Here is a 23,173-nt window from a genome sequence, read left to right as displayed (position 1 = left end):
CCGAAATCCACCTTCCCTTTTAAGGGAAGGAGTTCTCCTCCTTTTGTAGGAGGGGTGTCACGAAGTGACGAGGTGTTTTTTTCTAACTCAAATTAGGGTATAAAAAGTAATATATTATATTACTTTTAAATCCCGTTATTATTTTGTCATTCCCGTGCAAGCGTGAATCTTTTTCAAATTAATCTGTTATTTTTGTCGTTTCTAATTTAAACAGGAATCCACTTTTATTACGTTGTTACGCTGAGCACAGTTGAAGCGCATATAAACTAAAACTATCAAATGGCCCAAAAACCAAGCATTCCAAAAGGCACAAGGGATTTTAACCCTGAGCAAGTTGCCAAACGAAACTATATTTTCAATACCATTCGCGCTGCGTTTGAAACCTTCGGATTTCAACCCATTGAAACCCCAAGTTTTGAAAACTCTGATACCCTAATGGGAAAATATGGTGACGAAGGCGATCGCTTGATTTTTAAGATTTTGAATTCAGGAGATTACTTGGCTAAAGCCAATAAGGAGGCCTATGAAAAAAGAGATTTCAATAAATTGACAGCTTCAATCTCCGAAAAAGCCCTCCGTTACGACCTTACCGTGCCTTTCGCCCGTTACGTGGTGCAGCATCAAAACGAGATTGAATTTCCTTTTAAACGCTACCAAATTCAACCAGTTTGGCGCGCCGATAGACCTCAAAAAGGGCGTTTTAGAGAATTTTACCAATGCGATGCAGATGTGGTGGGTAGCGATTCGTTGTGGCAGGAAGTGGAATTCATTCAATTGTACGACACCGTTTTTTCGGCCTTAAAACTGGAAGGTGTTACCATAAAAATCAATAACCGAAAAATACTTTCGGGCATAGCCGAAGTGATTGGTGCTTCCGATAAGTTGATTGATTTTACCGTGGCTTTGGATAAGCTCGATAAAATTGGCGAAGAAAAGGTGAAAGAAGAAATGCTTGCTAAAGGGATTTCAGAAGAAGGGATTTCTAAATTGCAACCATTATTTACGTTGTCGGGTTCTTTTGAATCGCAAATCGAGAGTTTAAAAGATATTTTAAATACTTCCGAAGAAGGAAAAAAGGGCATCGACGAACTCGATTTTATCAATAAAGCGATTACCGAATTGGGTTTAAAAACCGCAGCGTTGCAACTGGATGTCACTCTGGCCCGCGGATTGAATTATTACACAGGAGCCATTTTTGAGGTGGCCGCACCAAAATCCGTAAAAATGGGGTCGATTGGTGGCGGTGGACGCTACGATGACTTAACCGGTATTTTCGGAATGAAAAACGTAAGTGGAGTGGGCATTAGTTTTGGTTTGGACCGCATTTATTTGGTATTGGAAGAACTGGGGCTTTTCCCAGAAACCGTAAACAAAAACGTTGAGGTCTTGTTCATCAATTTTGGTGACAAGGAAGCGTTATTCAGTTTAAAGGCCATCAAACAATTGCGCCAACAGGGCATTAATGCTGAATTGTACCCCGATTCAGCCAAAATGAAAAAGCAGATGAACCATGCCAACAAACGAAACATTCCGTTTGTGGTTTTGGTGGGCGAAGAGGAAATCAATTCGAACACGTATGCACTTAAAAACATGGTGTCTGGCGAGCAGGAAAAAGTACCATTGGAAACTTTGGTTGCAACCATAAAAAAGTCCTGAACGTCAATTCAGGACTTGAAACAAGGGTAAAAGAAGTTTTTTAGGTGACTAACTCCAAATAATCTTAATGTACCCTGTTTATTTTACGCGCACTTTTTTAGACATGCTACGATGCTTGGTTCTTACTCTTAAAATATAGTTTCCAGGCTTTAAATGGTTATAATATTCTAAGTTGTTTTGGTTAGTTTTTGGCAACGTTTTAAATACCGACTGCCCAATGATGTTGAGTAGTTCAACAGATTCAATATACATGGAAGCGGGGTTGTTTACAATAATGCTGTTCTTTTCGTTTGAAAAATAAGCGCCGATTTTTTCGCTCATGTTGTGTTCGGTATTCAAACTTTCTTCTTTTCCAAACGTGATTTCAAAACGGTCTAAATAAGTACCCGGGTCTAAATGGATGCTGTAATCATTCGTTTTAAGATTGTGGTACACATCGAGAGCTTTGTCGTGTAGATAAATAATCAAACTGTTGGTAATATTTTCCAAAGCTTCGATTTTGATAGTGGCCATTCCCGCTTTTTTGATTTTTACACCCAACGGTAATTTTTGGTCAGTTTCGAAATGATTTACCGCTTGGATTACAAATTCCTTATTGTGAATCAACCAAAACATATCCTCAACATTGTCTTCGGTTAATGGCGCATCGTAGCCCAAATCGAAATGGTTTGTGGCACTTTCATCAACTCCGGTTAAAAGTTGTCGGTGGTACCCTTTCGGTGAATCGAACATCAATCTCAGTTTAGGTCGTGTGTCTAAATTGGTGTTGTTTATTTTCTTTTTGCTTTTTGGTTCATTCGATTTTAAAAATATGGACGAACCTGAAGCTTCGGTTTGAAACACCCGTTGACTATTTTTAAATACAATATTTCCGCCGTCGATGGAGCTTGTTAAGTTCGGGTCGTTACTTTCGCCGGTAAGCTCGGGGTCTAAAATAGCCCTAACAAAAAAGCCTTGCCCAACCGGGATGTAACGCTCGGGCGCACCCTTCGTACTAGTCAACCCACCAGTGTAGTTTATTCTGGTATCACTGTTTATAGCGGGAGTGCTGCCCATTAGGGTGTAAACACCATAGCCGCCTTGGTATTCTTTTAATATGTGTGAGTTGCTGGCAAAGTGTTCCCAAAAATATATAGCGCCGTTTATAACATTTTTGGTGTTGTTTCCGCCATCTTTTATATTATCCCGAATAAATTCATCGGCATCTAATGCTGAAGGATAGGGGTTGCCCACTAAATATTCATTGTTAACTGTTAAAGGCAGGGTTATTTCGTCGTTATTGGGTTTTCCGTCGAAAACATAATTTTGGGTCAGCGAAATATTGCCGCTGGTGTTATCTACACCTTTCATGGTGAAGCCTTCGCCGGGTAAAATAGTGCCATTTCGCCTAACGTGCTGCCATGCGTAATAGCTGTTGTATGTGGAGTTGGAATATTTCCAAATCCAGTAATCGGCAACCGTGATGTCGTTTCCGTTAACACAGCCGTTGTAGCCAGAACTGGTAAAGGTGATGTTGCTTGGCGATGTGGGCAGTGTGCCGTTTTTAAAAACATTGTCGGTCATTTTATAACTATTGTTGTTGCTGGAGGTATTGCTTACCCCCACAGGAGATGACCAATAGTTGTACGTATAAAAATCTTTTGTGCCTTGTTGGTCGCGTTCAATTTTTCCAGAACTCGTGGGGTCTAAAACACTGCCTTGGATTTGTATTAATTGCGATTCGCCTTCTAAATCTATCAGTCCGTCCAGTTTTAAATACCAAGTGTTATATAGGCCTTTGTCACCTTCAATAGAAAATTCTTTTTCCGAATCTACAATTAAGCCTGTCATACCCTGTTCGTTGTATGCACCGTTAAGCGTGATGTTGTTCTTTATATGAACAATGGATGCGCCATTAGGGTTGTCAGTCTTTGTTGTGATGTCCCATTCGCTGCCATATAACCAATTAGCGCTGTCCGTCCAATTTCCGTCGGCCACCGTTTCATAAGGCAGCGGTGCTTTTTGGAAATAAATGTCTTTGAAATTGTACATTTTTGCTCCGGAAACATCAATACTCCCTGTTTTTTTATCGTCAAGAATGTCATCTTGGTAGCCATCCATTTTGTAGTATTTAACAAGATTGCTGCCCAATGAAGCACAAATAGTGATTGGAATTATTTTTCCGCTGTTGAAATTATTGGAATCGTCAAGTTCTTGGTAAACCATACGTTGAAGTTCTTCAGTGGTCAACGCTTTGTTGAAAACCCTAACTTCGTCAATTCCTCCTTTAAAATAATTGCTGTCTGTGGTGGCTCTTCCAATCATAAAACTGGAGGCATCTGTAATTCCGCCTAAGCTTGAGGTGTCTCGGGCTTCTTCAATACCATTGATAAAAAGTACTACATCGCCACCAGTTTCGGTAGTCACCGCCACATGGGTCCAAATACCATCGGTTATGTTTGTAGTAGAGGATAAACTAACGCTTTCAGAAATTGCTGTAACCGAGTTATCGGCCTCGTTTATTCTGATGTAAAAATCATTTTGCCCTGCAATAACTCTGTTGTCAGCATCGGTGTTTGTGCCATCAGATTTTATAAAAGCCATAATGGTTGCACTTCCTGAGGAAATGACATTGGTGTCTTCAACATAATCATTCCGACCGTCAAAATATAGGCTGTAGCTGTTATCTAAATTACGAGGTGAGCCAAAAACAGTATCGTTGCCATCGCGCGAGGCTACAATACCATCACCATCTGCATCGGTGGTGTTATCTAAAACCCCTGCCGTGTTGGGAAGGTGCGCATAAATTTCAACAGTATCTATGTCATTTGTGGTGCCATTTGTGGGGTCGCGGTAGTCTGGCGTGCCATCTCCGTCGGAATCCAAAGCATACAAAGGTCCGGTGCCTTGCCCAATATTTCCATAAGCATCTGCATAGGTAGCTGCGTCGCTGTGGTAATCAAAAATGTCTAAAATACCGTCACCGTAATATTCTATTGAACCATCGCCTTCGGAATCTTTCTCCCTAAAGGCTTCGGTTTCTGCTCCATCTCCAACACCATTACCAGTTACGTCTCCGTCGCCATTTTGAAAAAGGAGCGGAGCGCTGGAACTAACAATGCCGTACTCATCTATATCGAATAGCCCGTCGTTATCGGAATCCAAATCCAAATAATCGGGAATTAAATCGGTATCGGAATTTATTGGAGAAATGCCTTCTGCCAAATCATGCATACCGTTGCCATTGGCATCCACCCACGAGGACACACCGGTAAGGCTGGCTTTGCCTTCGCTTAAACTGGCGCTTGTTGGGTTGCCTTCAACCACATCGGGAATACCATCGTTGTCAGAATCCAAATCGAAAACATCGGCAACCCCGTCGCTGTCCATATCGCAAAGGGTTTGTCTTACTTCAATATCATCAATAGCCAAATCGTTTCCAGCGCCACCAGGTGCGTTGTTAACGAACTGAACAATAAAAGCGGTTTCGGAAGTGGAAAAGGTTTCCGTGAATTGTTTCCATTCTGAGGTCGTACAAGTGTTGAACGACGGGTCTGACGGATCGTAAGCGGGGTCGTTCGGATCGTTTATTGCTCCAGAGCAACGTGTAATGTCGCCTGTATCGAAAGTGGCGATTACAGTGCTTCGGTCTAAAGTTAGGAAGTTTACGGTTACATTGGGATTACCTCTAGGTAGCTCGCCGGCCGAAAACCGAGAATCGTCGTTATCAATATTGATTACCCAGAAACTATAAGTTACGGGTACATTGGCTAATGTACCTGTAATTTGGGTTTCATAAAAAATACCGGGATCGTAATCGGCGTTAAAAACAGCCATTCTGCCATCGGTATCTCCAGGGGTATGATCCTCAATGGGCGCCCAAGCATACCATGCCCATGAAGCAATGGCATCGTTAGGACCAACGGTTTCGCCGGAAACACCAGAAGTGATAAAGCTTGTAACGGTGTATTCGCCATCGCCTACACCGGCATTTGAGCCAGAACAGCTTGACCCTGGTGAGCCATCTTCTAAACAATAGGAAGTAGACACGGTATAAAGCGAGCTTATTCCGGTGCCTCGTCCAGTGCCTGTGCCGAAAGTTTCGTTCAGAAATTTATAGTCTGCTTGCCATGCGCCGTTGGATAATCTACAGGCGTTTTCTTCGTCCGAATCCATGATGCCGTCGTTGTCATCGTCAATATCAACGTCGTCATAAACCCCGTCATTATCACTGTCAAAAAATACTTTATCGCCTTCCGCGGTGAGATTTATTTGGTAAGTGGCCTCGTCTGAATCATCGGAAGCGATACTTAGTACCGTGGTTTGTGTGCCTTCGGTTGATGTAGCAAAGGAAATGGTGATGCTTTCGGAGTTGCCAGCCGAAATTACAGTACCGTTTGCCGGTTTACTGATTATTGAGAAATCTGTAGTGCCGGAAAGTAATATATTGCCAAGAGTTAGATTGGCCGCTCCGGTATTTTCAATAACGAACGTTTTCGTAACGGTTTCAGATACAATTTGAACTTTTCCGAAATCGGTATTGTCCGTTAAAATGGGGGTGTTGCTGCCGTTGCCAATAATAGTGTTACTGTTTCCCGTAATATTTATCTCGGGAGCGCTTGATAAGGCCATTGCAATATTCCTGTATATAGAGCTAGTAAAGCCTTTAAGCGGTGTAAATGCTAAAGATAAATACAGCAAAAAAGATACAGCTGCCTTCAAATGGTAGTTGGGCACTTTCATAATTAGGTTGATCAATTTTAGTTTGGGGCTAAAATATTCATGGTCAAATGTATGTTAAAACTCTATGAAACGCAAAAATAATCGACAAAACGCATTAAAAGTAATTTTACACTACTGTTAAAATAGCTTAGTTTTAAGGATTACAATTATTCTAAAAAAACTGAGGGAAGAATTATGAAAATAATGTAGCTTCAATGTTTTTGGAATGTAACAAGAGTTTTGTGGCTTATGTTGTGACTAATGAAGAGGTTAATTTAGATGCTTTAAATCGGGCTTAAGGGGCGAATTTTTAGTTTGTGAAATAATTGTTGGGTTAATTTTTTAAATTAGGGAAAATTATTAATCGGTATTTTTGTCTTTTAACAAGGATGGATTTATAAGCGTGAGATGATTGGTTATCCATTTAGATAAAATTTCAGGCACATTCATTGAAAAAGGTTATCTTTTCCTGTTTAAAATCGGAAAATATGCTTTATATTCGAAGTTTTTAAAATGTAATTGGCAGTTAGGTTTTTGCTATTATTACTTAGGCTTTTATCTTTGCGGAAATGAGATTATTTAAAACTGGTTAAACGTTTAAATAAAGAGGTTTTAATTTGTCTATAGTTCAAACTAAGATAAATATAAAAATTTGAGATATTTAAATATGAATCACTTACTTTCTTCGTAATCGATTAATTTTTTTAAATTATCAACAGGCTATTTGATGAAGGAGGTTTAGAAAAGAAAATGTTGTTAACGAATTAAGTGTTGCACAATGAAACACTTAGGAGCAAATGCTTCTATGGAACATACGAAATAAAAGAATCAAATTAATTACACTAATATAAAAAATGAGCAAGCCGTTTATTCACGATAATTTTTTGCTAGAAAGCAAATACGCTGAAGAATTATACCACGACTATTCTAAAAATCAACCGATAATAGATTACCACAACCATTTGCCGCCCCAGCAAATTGCAGAGGACAAGGCTTTTAACAATATTACCGATGTTTGGATCAACGGCGACCATTACAAGTGGCGAGCCATGCGAACCTTAGGGGTAAATGAAAGGTTCATAACAGGCAATGCTTCCGATAAGGAAAAGTTTTTAAATTGGGCCAAAACGGTACCTTACACTATGCGTAACCCTTTGTATCATTGGACTCACATGGAGCTTACCCGATATTTTGGAATCACCGATCTGTTGAATGAAAAATCGGCTGAAAAAATTTGGGATATTACACAAGAAAAATTGAATTCAGATAGCTATAGCTGTAGGGGCTTGCTTAAAAAAGTAAATGCCGAATTGGTGTGTACCACTGAAGATCCTTTGGATACTTTGGAATATCATCAACAATTGGCCAAGGAAGATTTTGGTGTTAAAGTGAGTACCGCTTTTAGACCAGATAAGGCCATTTTGATTTCGGCTGAAGATTATACCGATTATCTAGCTTCATTGGGCAAAGTATCGGGTATTGAAGTGAGCTCGTTTTCAACCCTGTGCGATGCTTTGAGAAATCGTATACAGCATTTCCACGATAACGGATGCCGTTTGTGTGATCATGGATTATCGCATATCTTTTTTGAAGACTACACCGAAAGTGAATTGAATGCCATAATTAAAAAGAAGCTTTCAGGAAAAGAAGTTTCTGATGAAGAAGTCCAGAAATTCCAAAGTGCCGTATTGGTTTTCTTATGTGAAACTTACCATGAGTTTGGTTGGGTGCAACAATTCCACCTTGGAGCTTTAAGAAATAACAATGCCCGTATGCACCGCATTTTAGGGCCAGATACAGGTTGGGATTCTATTGGAGACTACCCGCAGGCACAAAAGCTTTCAGCCTTTTTAAATGCTCTTGATAGTAACGATAAGCTTTGCAAAACGATAATATACAACCTTAATCCAGCAGATAACGAAGTTATGGCCACCATGATTGGAAACTTTAACGATGGTAGCATAAAAGGAAAAGTTCAGTGGGGTTCCGGATGGTGGTTTTTAGATCAAAAAGATGGAATGACCAAACAAATGAATGCCCTATCAAACATGGGGCTTATCAGTTGTTTTGTTGGTATGTTAACCGATTCCAGAAGTTTCCTGTCGTTCCCAAGGCATGAGTATTTCCGAAGAATTCTTTGTAACCTTTTAGGCGATGAAATCCAAAGAGGGGAACTGCCGAAAGAAGAAATGCAGTGGATTGGAAAAATGGTTTCGGATATCAGTTATTTTAATGCCAAGAATTATTTCGATTTTTAAATTTTATCAGTAAACCTGTTATTTTTGTCCAATAGCAGGTTTGCTTCTTTAATAAAGACAGACCACTAAACCTAAAAAACTTTAAAATAAGATGATTAAAAACCTAAAAGTCTTTTCACTTTTGCTCGTCGTATTGTTGTCCAGCTGTGGCGAAATGAGTAATACCAGAGTGATAAAAATTGCCCACGGTTTAGATACCAAGCACTCGGTACATCAAGCGATGGTTGAAATGGGGAAGGATTTAGAAAAACGCTCTGGCGGAAAAATGAAACTTCAAATTTACCCCAGTCAGCAATTAGGAACAGAACGAGAATGCCTGGAATTGCTCCAAATAGGAAGTTTGGATATGACCAAGGTTTCTGTTGGGGTAATGGAAAATTTCGCCCCTAAGATGAAAGTATTTGGGGTGCCCTTTTTGTTTAGGGATAGGCAACATTCGTTTGATGTTTTAGACAGTTACATAGGAAAGGAAATTTTGGACGACGGTGAAAAATACTGGCTTAAGGGAATGGCCTATTATGATGCGGGCAGTAGAAGTTTTTATACAAAGGATAGAGCGGTACATACTCCCGAAGACCTAAAAGGACTAAAACTTAGGGTGATGGAAAGTGTAACGGCTATTGATATGGTTAAAAGTTTAGGTGGGTCGCCAACGCCTATTTCTTGGGGCGAATTGTACACGTCTTTACAACAAGGTGTGGTTGATGGTGCAGAAAATAACCCGCCAAGTTTTTATTTATCGAGACACTACGAAGTTTGTAAATTTTACACCCTTGATGAACATACCGTTTTACCTGACGTTTTGGTAATAGGTACCAGTACATGGAACAAGCTTTCCAAACAAGAGCGGGAGTGGTTGCAGGCATCGGTAGATAAATCGGTTACTTTCCAAAGGAAACTTTGGGCCGAGGCAGAAGCCGAAGCTTTAGCAGAGGTAGAAAAGGCAGGTGTTGAAATTATTAGACCTGACAAAACCTTATTTAAGGAAAGAGTACAGAGTGTTTATGACGGGTATAAGGACAACCCTGTGATAAATAAATTAATTCAAGACATCCAACAACTAAAATAAAGAAAGACCGTAAGCATTTCTTTTACAAGATTAAATTAATATAAATGAAACTTCGAGAAAAAGTAGACAAGATTTTGGGAAAAGTACTTGTAGTCATAATGGCCATTATGGTTATTAATGTACTGTGGCAAGTATTTACAAGGTTTGTAATGGGAACGCCAAGTTCATTTACAGATGAATTGGCAAGGTATTTAATGATTTGGATTGGTGTATTGGGGGCCGCTTATGTATCGGGCCGCAATATGCATGTGGCTATTGATGTATTGCCATCAAAAGCAAGTGGCCCTATGCAAAAGAAGATTTTAAAATTGGTATATGTCATTATTATCATCTTCTCATTTTTAGCATTGGTTGTTGGCGGATTCAGACTGGTTTATATCAGTTATTTACTGGGGCAAACTTCAGCAGCTTTACAAATCCCAATGGCATTGGTGTATTTAGCCATTCCCATTAGTGGACTATTAATCATTTTTTACAAAACTTTAGATCTTATAAAAAAATAAATTATGGAATATATACCAGTACTTGTATTAGTAATTAGTTTTTTATTCCTATTGGCTATAGGAACACCCGTAGCATGGAGTATCGCCATTTCTGCAGTATTGACCATGTTGGTGAGTATATCGCCGTTGGCAGCATTTACAACCGTATCGCAGCGAATGGGAACGGGGCTCGACAGTTTTGCGCTTCTCGCCATACCCTTTTTCGTCCTCTCTGGACAGCTCATGAATAAGGGGGGGATTGCACACCGGCTCATTGCATTTGCTAAAACATTGGTTGGCTCATTACCGGGAGGCTTGGCTCTAATCAACGTGATTGGTGCCATGTTAATGGGTGCGATTGCAGGATCGGCTATGGCATCGGCATCGGCCATGGGAAGTATTTTAGGTCCAGAAATGGAAAAAGAAGGATATTCAAAGGAATTTGGAGCTGCCGTAAATATTACATCGGCAACGACAGGTTTGATTATTCCGCCGAGTAACGTATTGATTGTTTATTCATTGGCTAGTGGCGGTGTGTCTATTGCAGCATTGTTCTTGGCAGGTTACATTCCGGGTATTTTAACTGGATTGTTTTTGATGCTTGTGGCCATGTTTTGGGCTAAAAAGAAAAAATATAAGTTGGGCGAACGCAGCAAATTTAAAGATGTTGTAAAAACCTTTATCGATGCCTTACCAAGTTTATTTTTATTAGTAGTAGTAATAGGAGGAATTGTATCAGGAATTTTTACCGCAACCGAAGCTTCAGCCATCGCTGTACTTTACACTTTGGTTCTCGGTTTTGTTTACAAAGAAATTTCCTTTAAAACATTGCCGGAAATTTTACTGGAATCGTCTGCTACAACTGCTATTGTAATGCTGTTGATTGGAGCCTCGATGAGTATGTCATGGGTAATGTCTTATGAAAGTATTCCACAAAGTATCAGTACAGTATTATTGGGTATCAGTGAAAACGAAATAGTGATTTTGTTGATCATCAACTTATTATTGCTGTTCGTTGGTATCTTTATGGATATGACGCCGGCCGTATTAATTTTTACCCCCATATTTCTACCTGTGGTAACCGAGTTGGGTATGGATCCCATCCACTTCGGAATCATTATGGTACTCAACCTATGTATCGGCCTCTGTACACCACCGGTAGGCTCGGTATTATTTGTTGGAGTTGGTGTGGCCAATACCACGATAGAAAAAGTAGTAAAGCCGCTTTTACCATTGTTTTTGGCCATGGTACTGGCGTTGTTCTTGGTAACGTATTTCCCAGAATTAAGTTTATGGTTACCTAGAGTATTTGGTTTAATAGACTAAAAAAATGTTTCAACATAAATTAAAATGAAAAAGTTAAATAGAGCAAATGTTGGACTGGAAGAAAAACGTCCAATAAAAATAGTGCAGTTTGGTGAGGGTAATTTCTTAAGGGCGTTTGTAGGTTACGCCTTTCACGAATTAAATAACAAGGCCGATTTTAATGCCGGCATAGCCGTAGTACAGCCCATAGGCAAGGGTTTGGTTAAAATGCTTAACGATCAGGACGGGCTTTACACCCTTTTTATGAAAGGTGTGAAAAAAGGGGAGGAAATACAAGAAGTTGAATTGATTGACAATATTGTGAAGGGAGTAGATCCTTATGCCAACTTTAACGATTATTTAAGTTTAGCAAAAGAAGAGTCTTTGGAGTTTGTTATTTCGAACACTACTGAAGCTGGTATTGCTTACGTGGCTTCCGATACGCTAGATATGCAACCGCCAAGTTCCTTTCCTGCAAAATTAACTTTGTTTTTGCACGAAAGGTTCAAACATTTTAATGGCGATCCAAACAAAGGATTAACTATCATTCCATGTGAATTAATTAACCATAATTCGGAAACTTTAAAAGAAATTTTATTAAAACATGTAATCGATTACAATTTAAGTAATGACTTTAAAGCATGGTTGTTAGATCACAACAGTTTCCACAGTACTTTGGTTGATAGAATTGTACCGGGCTACCCAAAAGACGAGATTGAAGCTTACAATGCTCAGTTAAATTATCAAGATAGTTTAATAGTAGCAGCCGAAGCATTCCTTTTATGGGTTATTGAAGGTGGTGACGACCTGAAAGCCCAATTGCCATTCCATAAAACCGATTTGGACGTTAAAATTGTTGATGACATGCAGCCGTACCGTACCAGAAAGGTGCGTATTCTTAACGGAGCGCATACCGCTATGGTGCCTTTTTCGTTGCTTTACGGAAACAAAACGGTAAAACAATCTGTTGATAATGAGTTTACAGGGAAGTTTATCAACGAAGCCGTTTTTAACGAAATTATCGATACATTGGAAATGGACCGTGAGGAGTTGAACAGCTTCGCAGATGAAATTTTCGACCGTTTTAGAAACCCATTTATTATTCATAACTTATCAAGTATTGCCTTAAACTCCATTTCAAAATTCAAAGTTAGAGTGTTGCCAAGTTTATTGGGCTATATTGATGTGCACGGTAAATTACCAACAAACTTAACCTTTGCGTTTGCCTGCTTGATTAGATTTTATAAAGGGACTTGGAAAGGAGGGAACCTTCCAGTACAGGATGGCGACGATATTGTAGCCAATTTTGCAAAAATTTGGGGATCAAACGACTACGAAAAAGTAGCCAAAGAAGCCTTGAGCATAGAAGAATACTGGGGTGAAGATTTAACAAAAGTTAAAAATTTAACCAGCGCAGTAGCCTTAGCTTTAAAAGAAATTGAAGCTAATGGAGTAGAGGAAGGTTTTGCTAACTATAGTAAAACATATTAAAAAATAAATTTAATCCATTTACAGGATGCAAAAGAAACTTATAAAAGTAAATTCATCCGATAACGTTGCCGTTGCTTTGGTGAATTTGAAGGCTGGTGAAGTAATACCCTTTGAGGGCGAGGATATAAAGATTCTTTCCGATGTTAAATCGAAGCACAAAATAGCTTTGGAAAAATCTGAATCGGGCGCCCGTATTATCATGTACGGTGTGTTGGTTGGTTCGGCAAACGGTGTTATTGAAAAAGGCGACGTGTTGACTACCGAAAACGTAAAGCACCAAAGTGAAAAGGTTTTCGGAAAAACCGAATCCTTTAGCTGGACACCACCAAATGTTGATAAGTGGAAAGACCGTACCTTTATGGGCTACCATAGGGAAGACGGACAAGTAGGAACCGAGAACGTTTGGTTGTTTTTCCCATTGGTATTCTGCGAAAACAAGAATATTGAAAAACTAAAGGAAATATTTGAAAGAGAGCTTTTAAAGAAAAAAGTGAATCCGCATCAAATGTTGTTACGTTCATTGGTAAGCGGCGGAGATGATGTTGAGGTTGTTGAAGAATCGAAAGACGTTTTTGAAAACCTGGACGTAAAATTTATTACCCACCCCGGAGGATGCGGTGGTATCCGTCAAGATTCAGAAGTGTTGGCCAAACTTTTGGCCGGTTATGTTAACAACCCTAACGTAGCGGGTGCGACAGTACTAAGTTTAGGATGCCAAAATTTACAAATAAGTATTTTTAAAGATGCTTTAGATGCCATTAACCCTAATCTGAATAAGCCTGTTTTAATATACGAACAGCAACAAATGGGGACGGTAGATGAAATGCTATCAATAATCGTTAAAGATTCGTTCCTAGCGATGAAAGAAGCCAACAACATACAACGTAAACCAGCACCATTATCAAAATTAAAGGTAGGTTTGGAATGTGGAGGTTCTGATGGTTTTTCAGGTATTTCTGCAAACCCGACTTTGGGAGCGGTTTCAGACTTATTGGTGGCTTTAAAAGGAACAGCTGTTTTAGCCGAATTCCCAGAATTATGCGGGGTGGAGCAAGAATTGGTTAACCGATGTGTTGATGAGAAAGATGGCGAGAAGTTTTTAGAACTGATGAAGTCTTATGAAAAATCGGTTGTCGCTGCAGGTTCAGGTTTCGATATGAACCCGTCGCCAGGAAACATAAAGGACGGATTGATTACCGATGCCATGAAATCGGCCGGAGCAGCAAAAAAAGGAGGCACTTCGCCCGTTGTTAGTGTTTTAGATTACGCCGAATATATTCACGAACCTGGGTTAAACTTATTATGTACTCCTGGTAACGATGTGGAAAGTACAACAGGTTTAGTAGGTTCTGGTGCAAACGTAGTGTTGTTTACAACAGGTTTGGGAACGCCAACAGGAAATCCTATTGCACCGATTATTAAGGTGTCATCTAATACCGAACTAAAGGAAAAAATGTCTGATATTATAGATATTGAAACCGGTGGGGTAATACGAGGTGAAAAAACGATTGATGAAATGGCTGAAGAAATGCTGGATTTCATTATCGAGGTGGCTAGCGGAAGAATAAAAACCAAAGCCAAACTGTTGAGCCAGGACGACTTTATTCCTTGGAAAAGAGGCGTATCGCTTTAATAGTTTTAAAAACAAAAAACTAATGTAAATATAAAACCAAGATTAGTAATGATCTTGGTTTTTTGCTTATATGTAATTGAATAGGGATTTACGCTGTTACTGCCGGTGAAAGGGAAGATTTCCTAATCATCAATTCTGGACTCAGTACTACATGCTTTTCAGATTTAATTTTACTGTCGTTATTCACTTCTTCTAAAAATACTTTGGCGACAATTCGTCCCATTTCGGTTGGCGATTGATCCACGGATGTAATGGAAAGTTCCATAAACTTGGTGAAAGGTTCGTTACTAAAACCAACCACACTTATATCTTCAGGTATTTTATAGCCCTGTTCCAAAATTTCCTGAATGGCTCCCAACGCTGAAAAATCACTTACAGAGAAAATGGCATCGGGCGGTTCTTTCATTTCTAAAAGCTTTTTGGCTACTTTTCGGCCTTCATCAACCTTACTAAAACAGTTTATAACCAAATTTTCGTCAAATTCAAAGTCATTATCCAAAAGTGCTTGTTTATAGCCTAAGTATCGGTTATTGAATATAGCAATTTCTCGGTTGTTGGAAAGGTGAGCGATACGCTTTTTTCCTTGGTCTATTAAATGTTGTGTGGCATCATAAGCGCCTTTAAAGTCATCAATAATCACAGAACTTACTCCTTTTATATCCTTTTTTCTATCAAAAAATATCAGTGGAACGTTCTTTTTAAGTATATTATTAAAAATATCATTTTCAGCTGAATTAATATCTTTTTTGTTTTCTGGCTTATTAGGATCGTTTGCGTTAGAAATGGACATAAGGATACCATCAACTTGAGCATTTAACAGGGAGTTAACATTTGTTAATTCCTGACTTTTCTGATCGTGGGTTTGGCAAATTATAACATGATATCCTTCAGGATGCAACTCTTCCTCAATACCACGGATAACCGAGGCAAAGAAATTAGAGTCGATACGCGGAACAATTACGCCCACATTAAAACTTTTACCGCTTTTTAAAGCTAGAGCTAATTTATTTTGCTCGTAGTTCATCTTGGCCGCTGTTTTTAACACCAGTGCTCTTGTGGTTTCACTTATTTTAGGGTTGTTGTTTAATGCTCTGGAAACGGTTGCAGCAGTAATATTTAGTTTTTTTGCTATGTCGTAAATGGTGGTTTTTTTGCTCATAAGAAGTCAAATCGTTTTGCAAAAATAGGCTTTTTTAAAAAAGGTTTGCATGGCGAATAAAACTTAACTGTTACATTGCTAGTAATCGATTACATGAATATAGCGCTTTAATTAGGATTTTGCAGTATGTATATCGGTAACTCATTGGAGGTTATATTGGTAACTTTAAAATATGATGTGCCTTTTAAGGGCTTCAATGTCTTACGGATATAGTGCTGAAGAATCGAAAAAATTGCACTTACATTTACCCATGGTGAGTACTCCTATTATAAAGATGGGGTAAAGCAGATAGTACCCATTTATCAAAATTGAGAGCCACGAAGTAGCCAAATTAACTTAGACAGAACTAAAAGAACAGGTGCCCAGATTGGAAAATAATATTCAATAAAAGGTTCTTACCGAATTAATTTTAAAAGCGAGCATTGTAGGTGGCTTACTTATGCAGCTTATTATATGTTTCAAAGATGTACGTCAATGAGTTCGGTCTTATGTCAGAAAAGCGAATGGTTATAAATGATACAAGACTCAACTTGATATAAGTTTAACCTAAATAAATCAAACAGAACAAATAGCCGTCATGAAAGTTTTAAAACGTTCTTTTTTTAGTATTTTGCTCCTCGCATTTATAGGTCTAACTACCTATTGTAAAAACATTAAAAAAAGAAAATCAGAGCGAAACTATGGAAGTTCCAGCAGAAAAGACATCAGCAATTACCAAATCCGAATACGGAAAAATGCCAGATGGCACCATCGTAGAACAATATGTGCTAAAAAATGCCAATGGCGTTGAAATGGCCGTGATTACCTATGGCGGAAGAATTACATCTTTAAAAGTACCCAACAAAAATGGCGAATTTGAAAATGTGGTTTTGAGCTTTGATAAATTAGATGGTTATTTAGGAGACAATCCTTATTTTGGAGCGCTTATCGGCCGCTTTGGAAACCGTATAGCCAAAGGTAAATTCTCATTAAATGGTGAAGAATACAGTTTAGCAACGAATAATGGACCGAACCATTTGCACGGAGGATTAAAAGGTTTCGACCGTGTAGTTTGGTCGGCCGAACCGATAGAAAATGGCGAAAGCCCAGCGTTAAAATTAACCTATTTAAGTGCTGAAGGCGAAGAGGGCTACCCCGGAAACCTAAACGTTACCGTAGTGTATACCTTGACCAACGACAATACTTTGGAAGTGGATTACAGCGCAACAACCGATAAGGCTACGGTAATCAACTTAACGCAGCATGCTTATTTCAACCTTACAGGAGATTTCAGTAAAGATATTTTAAACCATGAGGTAGCTATTAATGCCGATGCGTTTTTGCCGGTTGATGGCACTTTGATTCCTACTGGAGAAATTAGAAAAGTTGCAGGCACGCCCTTCGATTTTACTTCTGCAAAAACCGTTGGAAAAGAAATCAACGCCGAAAACAAGCAATTGGAACTGGGTAATGGTTACGACCATTGTTGGGTGTTAAATGGTGAAAACGGAAACTTGCGTTTGGCGGCATCAGCATTCGATAAAGAAAGTGGACGTGTTATGGAGGTTTTTTCAACCGAACCGGGTATGCAGTTTTACACGGGGAATTTCTTGGACGGAACTTTGGCTGCTCCCAGCGGAGGTACTTATGCCAAGCGTTCAGGGTTTTGTTTTGAAACCCAGCATTTTCCAGATTCGCCAAACCAAAAAGACTTTCCTTCAGTGGTTTTAAATCCTGGAGAAACCTATACATCAAAAACTTCATTCAAATTTTCTGTGAAAAAAGAAGAATAAATGTATCTTGTGATCCGATTTTAAAATTTACCAACTAAACTATTTAAATTATGGGATTGATATCTTTTGCAGCCTTTACACTTTTGGTTGCCGTAATAGCATGGTGGTCCACAAGAAAGACCGATGAAACATCTTCCGATGGCTATTTTTTAGGAGGAAGAAGCTTAACAGGCCCCGTTATCGCAGGGTCTTTGTTGCTTACTAACCTCTCCACCGAACAGATTGTAGGGATGAATGGTGTATCGTTTAGAGACGGAATACCTATTATGGCCTACGAGGTTTTGGCGGCAATAGCCATGGTGTTTACAGCATTTGTACTGTTGCCAAAATATTTAAAGAGTGGTATTGCTACCGTTCCTCAGTTTTTGGAAGACAGATACGGCAAATCAACAAAAACCATAGTATCGTTACTATTCTTGTTGGGATATGCCATTTCCATGTTGCCGACGGTTTTATACTCCGGGGCATTGGCGATTAATACCATGTTCGATATTCCGGAAATGTTGGGCACAGGTCCAAAAGCAACGCTTTGGATAACGGTTTGGGCCATTGGAATTATTGGTAGTATTTACGCTATTTTTGGTGGGTTGAAGGCGGTTGCCGTTTCCGATTCCATTAATGCTGTAGGTTTAATTGTGGGCGGTTCATTGATTCCCATTTTCGGTTTGATGAAAATAGGAGACGGAAACGTATTTAAAGGCCTAAAAACCTTAACGACCGCATTGCCCGAGAAATTCGATATTATTGGAGGACCAGATTCTGATGTGCCGTTTTTAACACTGTTTACGGGAATGATAATCGTTAACTTTTATTATTGGGGGACCAACCAAGCGATTATCCAGAGAGCACTTGGAGCGAAAAATTTAAAGGAAGGCCAAAAAGGATTACTTTTGGCCGCTTTCGTTAAAATTCTTGGACCATTTATTGTTGTATTGCCCGGGATTATTGCATTTTATCTTTTTAATGGCGATTTGGCAAATGCCGATGAAGCTTACCCGATGGTGGTAAAAGCTGTATTGCCATTGGCATTCATAGGCTTTTTTGCTGCTGTATTGTTCGGAGCGATTTTAAGTTCTTTCAACAGTGCCCTGAACAGTTCGGTAACATTATTCGGACTGGATTTTTACAAAGAATATATCAATAAAGATGCTACCGAAAAGCAAGTGGTAAAAGCCGGTAAAACATTCGGTATTGTTTTGGCATTGTTCTCCATGGCCATTGCACCGCTTTTATACGGTGTGCAAGGTGGTGTGTTTACATATTTACAGGAGCTTAACGGTACGCACAGTGTTCCTATTTTAGCGATTGTGGTTGTGGGGATATTTACAAAACGCGTATCTAGTAAGGCAGCCAATATTGCGATTTTATTCAGTGCCATTGTTTACTTGTTGTTGTTGTACGTAGTTCGTCCAATGTGCATTGAGTCTGGAGCCTATTTTCCGCACTTCCTTCATTTAATGGGGGCTCTATTTGTACTTGTAGTAATTATCATGTTTGTGGTAAGCAAGTTTTATCCTAGAGAAACCGATTATTTACAAGAGTATTCCAAGCAAGTGGATATTACACCTTGGAAATTCTTGAAACCAGTTGGTTATGCTGTGGTGGCAGCCGTTATAGGATTATATATTTACCTGTCTTGACCATATAAAATTATAAAAGGATATTTAGAGGGAAGCTGTTTTAAGCTTCCCTTTTTTTATTAAAAAAAATCATATATTTGCATACCAGAACAGAACAGAACGGATTGATGGTTTTCGACTTCGATTTTAATAGTGAAATTCCAAAATATCAGCAATTGATTAATGCTGTTAATGTTGCTTTGGCCAATAACACTATTTCCAGTGGCGATCCGTTACCTTCGGTAAATGCCATATGTAAGGATTATAATTTATCACGCGATACGGTTTTCAAGGCTTATACTATTTTAAAGGATAATGGGGTAGTGGAGGCTGTACCCAATAAAGGCTATTTTGTGGCGCAAACCACGCGAAAAGTACTTTTGGTATTAGATACCTTTAAGGCTTATAAAGAAGTGCTCTATCATGCCTTCGTCAATAACCTGCCTAAAAACATTATTGTCGATGTACAGTTTCATCATTATAACATTTCCAATTTCAAAACCATTCTAAACAATAGTAAAGGGAAATACTTTAAGTATGTGGTGATGACTTTCAATCACAAAGAAGTGCCTTCCATTTTGGCTGAAATTGAAAATAACAATTTGTTATTGATAGATTGGGGAGTGCACTCAAAAGCAAGTAACAATTTCGTTTTTCAAGATTTCGGAAAGTCGTTTTTTGAAGCTTTGGAAGACGCTATCGCCCTATTTCGAAAGTATAAAAAATTGGTATTTGTGTATCCTACGTTTACAAAGCACCCCACCGAATCACTTTCTTATTTTAAAAAATTTTGTGAATTGCATGAGTTCAAATACAACGTGGTTACCGATGCTGAGGCATTTGTTGTTTCCAAGGGAAAAGCCTACATAAGCGTTAGCGATCGAATTCTTGGGGCGTTTTTAGAACAGTGTAGAAATAAAAATTTCGAGCCGGGTAAAGATGTTGGTTTTCTGTCTTACAACGAAACGCCAATGAAGCCCTTTATCTACAAAGGTATATCGGTAGTTTCAACCGATTTTAAAGCCATGGGTGCACAGGCGGCATCCTTTGTTACAAGCAATAAACCGTTACAAAAATATATACAAACAACATTAACTTTAAGAGAATCATTATAAACCATGTATTATTTAGGATTAGATTTAGGGAGTTCGTCAATTAAAGCTGCAATAGTGGAAATGGCTACAGGTAAAAGTGTGGGCGTAACCCAAGAGCCAGAAAAAGAAATGAGTATGCACGCCCCTAAAAATGGATGGGCAGAGCAAGACCCAAACGATTGGTGGCAGCACGTTTGCAATGCCATTAAAAAACTGAAGCAGACCTATAATATTTCAGCAGAACAAATCCAGGGCATAGGTATTTCGTACCAAATGCATGGCTTGGTTGTGGTCGATAAATCTGGGCAGCCGCTGCGAAAAAGCATTATTTGGTGCGATAGCCGTGCGGTAGAAACCGGTAATAAAGCATTCGCTGAAATAGGAACAGAAAAATGCTCAACAAGCTTGCTAAACTCTCCGGCAAACTTTACCGCCTCAAAACTTAAGTGGGTTAAGGACAACGAGCCAGAGGTTTTTGAAAAAATACACAAGTTCATGTTGCCTGGGGACTATATTGCTTTTAAATTTTCAAACACAATTAATACCACCATTTCTGGACTTTCAGAAGGTATTTTTTGGGACTTCAAAAATAACAACGTGGCCGATTTCCTTTTACAGCATTACGGTATCAATAAAAGTTTGATGCCAGATATCGTTGATACGTTTGGGGAACAATCTGCTGTTAGCCGTGAGGGGGCAGCCGAAAGTGGTTTGGCCGTGGGCACGCCTATTTTTTACCGTGCGGGAGACCAGCCCAACAATGCCTTGTCGCTTAATGTGTTCAATCCAGGTGAAGTCGCTGCTACCGGAGGTACTTCAGGAGTGTTTTATGCTGTTACCGATAACTTGTCCGGAAAGGAAAGTACTCGTGTAAATAATTTTGCCCACGTTAATTACACTTTACAAAATAAAAACATAGGAAAGCTTTTAAATATCAATGGAGCTGGAATTCAATACCGTTGGTTGTTAAATAATTTGGCCGTAGAGTCGTATGACGAAATGAACAGCTTAGCCGAAAATATTCCCGTGGGATCGGATGGCGTCGTATTGATTTCTTTCGGAAATGGCGCAGAACGCATGCTTAACAATAAAGAAATTGGCACGCGCGTGGTCAATATCAACCTAAATAACCACCATAAAGGCCACCTTTGCCGTGCCGCTTTAGAGGGCATAGCCTTTTCGTTTGTGTACGGTATGGAAATCTTAAAATCCGATGGAATAAAACCGAGCGTTATCCGTGCCGGCAACGATAATTTATTCCGTTCAGAAATTTTTGCCAATACCGTGGCAACGCTAATTGAGCAGGAAATTGAAATCTATAATACCACAGGAGCTATTGGCGCGGCCCGTGCAGCTGGTTTACATGAGGGGGATTTTGAGAGCTTTGGAAAAAATATAATCGACAATGATTATGTGATGACCTATAAGCCTTTGAATGACCGATCGGCTTACTTAAAGGCTTACAACAGCTGGAAAAACGAATTAGAAATTATTTTAAATACAAAACAATAAATAAACATTAAAAACAACAATATATTATGGCATTAATAGGAAACAAAGAGTACTATAAAGGTATCGGTGAGATTAAGTTTGAAGGTAAAGAATCAGACAATCCGTTAGCGTTTAAATACTACAACCCCGATCAAGTGGTTGCAGGAAGAACCATGCGCGAATGGTTTAAATTTTCTGTAGCGTATTGGCATACATTCTGCGGGCAAGGTAGCGATCCTTTCGGACCGGGCACGCAAAGTTTTGAATGGGATAAATCATCAGACCCTATTCAAGCTGCAAAAGATAAAGCCGATGCGGCATTCGAATTTATCACAAAAATGGGATTTGGTTATTACTGTTTCCACGATTTTGATTTGGTGCAGGAAGCTCCAACGTTTTCAGAATCTGAAGACCGATTGAAAACCATTACAGAATACTTAAAACAAAAACAAGCCGATTCTGGCGTAAAACTACTTTGGGGAACCGCCAACTGCTTCTCTAACCCTCGTTATATGAACGGAGCGGCAACCAATCCAGAATTTAATGTGGTTGCTCGAGCTGGTGGTCAAGTAAAACTGGCCTTAGATGCTACTATTGCCCTTAACGGTGAAAACTACGTGTTTTGGGGTGGCCGCGAAGGTTACATGAGTTTGCTTAATACCGATATGGGGCGTGAGCTAGACCACATGGGGCAATTTTTAACCATGGCGAGAGACTATGCCCGAGCACAAGGTTTTAAAGGAAACTTCTTTATTGAGCCAAAACCTATGGAACCTACCAAGCATCAATATGATTTTGATTCCGCTACAGCTATTGGTTTCCTTAAAGAATACGGATTGGATAAGGATTTCAAAATTAATATTGAAGTAAACCACGCCACTTTAGCACAGCACACTTTCCAACACGAACTAGAGGTGGCTGCTAAGGCCGGTATGTTGGGCAGCGTTGATGCCAACCGTGGTGATTACCAAAATGGTTGGGATACCGATCAATTCCCCAATAACATTCAGGAAACAACCGAGGCGATGTTGGTATTCTTAAAAGCAGGAGGCCTACAAGGCGGAGGTGTAAATTTTGATGCTAAAATTAGAAGAAATTCTACAGATTTGGAGGATGTGTTCCATGCCCATATTGGTGGTGCCGATACGTTCGCTAGAGCTTTATTGATTGCCGATAAAATCATTTCATCTTCACCGTACGAAAAATTACGTAAAGAGCGTTATGCCTCTTTCGACTCTGGAAAAGGAAAGGATTTTGAGGCAGGGAAATTGAACTTGCAAGACCTTTACCAAATAGCTCAAGAAAATGGTGAATTACCTTTAAAGAGTGGTAAACAAGAGTTGTTTGAGAATATCATCAATCAATATATTTAATGGTATAAAATTGAGAGGCATAAAAAAAGGTTTAGTGAAAGCTAAACCTTTTTTTGTTTTGCAACTTTAG

Annotated in this window: 14 protein-coding genes; 12 read left to right on the top strand and 2 right to left on the bottom strand. The window is 39.2% G+C overall.

The features are described from left to right. The first annotated feature begins 279 nt into the window (after positions 1 to 279). Positions 280 to 1,656: a histidine--tRNA ligase gene (gene hisS, locus HC176_RS09430; RefSeq protein ID WP_167917939.1), complete on the top strand. Its 1,377-nt coding sequence runs from the start codon at positions 280 to 282 to the stop codon at positions 1,654 to 1,656. 78 nt (positions 1,657 to 1,734) lie between these two features. Here the strand turns inward: hisS and HC176_RS09425 are convergent, their stop codons facing one another. Next, positions 1,735 to 6,393, bottom strand: coding sequence for a LamG-like jellyroll fold domain-containing protein (locus HC176_RS09425; protein ID WP_167917938.1), 4,659 nt, complete (start codon positions 6,391 to 6,393; stop codon positions 1,735 to 1,737). Positions 6,394 to 7,211: 818 nt separating this feature from the next. Between HC176_RS09425 and uxaC the strand changes: the two genes are divergently transcribed. The 6 genes from uxaC (at position 7,212) to HC176_RS09395 (ending at position 14,595) form a co-directional block, all read left to right on the top strand. Further along, a complete protein-coding gene (uxaC, locus tag HC176_RS09420) occupies positions 7,212 to 8,615 on the top strand; it encodes a glucuronate isomerase (RefSeq protein ID WP_167917937.1) in 1,404 nt (467 codons plus the stop codon). Positions 8,616 to 8,706: 91 nt separating this feature from the next. Continuing rightward, positions 8,707 to 9,684 (top strand): TRAP transporter substrate-binding protein, encoded by a 978-nt coding sequence (locus HC176_RS09415; protein WP_167917936.1) that lies wholly within the window; start codon positions 8,707 to 8,709, stop codon positions 9,682 to 9,684. A 44-nt stretch (positions 9,685 to 9,728) separates the two neighbouring features. Continuing rightward, positions 9,729 to 10,187, top strand: a complete 459-nt coding sequence (locus HC176_RS09410) for a TRAP transporter small permease (protein ID WP_167917935.1) — start codon at positions 9,729 to 9,731, stop codon at positions 10,185 to 10,187. A gap of 3 nt (positions 10,188 to 10,190) precedes the next feature. Beyond that, positions 10,191 to 11,492: a TRAP transporter large permease gene (locus HC176_RS09405; protein WP_167917934.1), complete on the top strand. Its 1,302-nt coding sequence runs from the start codon at positions 10,191 to 10,193 to the stop codon at positions 11,490 to 11,492. A gap of 24 nt (positions 11,493 to 11,516) precedes the next feature. Beyond that, on the top strand, positions 11,517 to 12,962 hold the full coding sequence (locus HC176_RS09400; protein WP_167917933.1) for a tagaturonate reductase: 1,446 nt from the start codon (positions 11,517 to 11,519) through the stop codon (positions 12,960 to 12,962). Positions 12,963 to 12,987: 25 nt separating this feature from the next. Then, positions 12,988 to 14,595, top strand: coding sequence for a UxaA family hydrolase (locus tag HC176_RS09395; protein ID WP_167917932.1), 1,608 nt, complete (start codon positions 12,988 to 12,990; stop codon positions 14,593 to 14,595). Positions 14,596 to 14,683: 88 nt separating this feature from the next. On the opposite strand, the gene HC176_RS09390 is transcribed toward HC176_RS09395, so the two are convergent. After that, entirely contained in the window at positions 14,684 to 15,754 is a 1,071-nt protein-coding gene (locus tag HC176_RS09390; protein ID WP_167917931.1) for a LacI family DNA-binding transcriptional regulator, read from the bottom strand. Between the two features lie 680 nt (positions 15,755 to 16,434). On the opposite strand from HC176_RS09390, the gene HC176_RS09385 reads away from it, so the two are divergent. The 5 genes from HC176_RS09385 (at position 16,435) to xylA (ending at position 23,103) form a co-directional block, all read left to right on the top strand. After that, on the top strand, positions 16,435 to 17,526 hold the full coding sequence (locus tag HC176_RS09385) for an aldose epimerase family protein (protein ID WP_167917930.1): 1,092 nt from the start codon (positions 16,435 to 16,437) through the stop codon (positions 17,524 to 17,526). 50 nt (positions 17,527 to 17,576) lie between these two features. Next, positions 17,577 to 19,166 carry a solute:sodium symporter family transporter gene (locus HC176_RS09380; RefSeq protein ID WP_167917929.1) on the top strand — a complete coding sequence of 530 codons (1,590 nt, stop codon included), beginning with the start codon at positions 17,577 to 17,579 and terminating at the stop codon, positions 19,164 to 19,166. A 77-nt stretch (positions 19,167 to 19,243) separates the two neighbouring features. Continuing rightward, positions 19,244 to 20,260 (top strand): GntR family transcriptional regulator, encoded by a 1,017-nt coding sequence (locus HC176_RS09375; RefSeq protein WP_342448678.1) that lies wholly within the window; start codon positions 19,244 to 19,246, stop codon positions 20,258 to 20,260. 3 nt (positions 20,261 to 20,263) lie between these two features. Beyond that, complete coding sequence (locus HC176_RS09370) at positions 20,264 to 21,751, top strand: xylulokinase (protein ID WP_167917928.1); 1,488 nt, start codon at positions 20,264 to 20,266, stop codon at positions 21,749 to 21,751. A gap of 26 nt (positions 21,752 to 21,777) precedes the next feature. Beyond that, positions 21,778 to 23,103 carry a xylose isomerase gene (gene xylA / locus HC176_RS09365; protein ID WP_167917927.1) on the top strand — a complete coding sequence of 442 codons (1,326 nt, stop codon included), beginning with the start codon at positions 21,778 to 21,780 and terminating at the stop codon, positions 23,101 to 23,103. The last annotated feature ends 70 nt before the right edge of the window (positions 23,104 to 23,173 follow it).

This window comes from Tamlana crocina (genome assembly GCF_012037625.1).
This window is presented reverse-complemented; position numbering and strand designations above follow the sequence as displayed.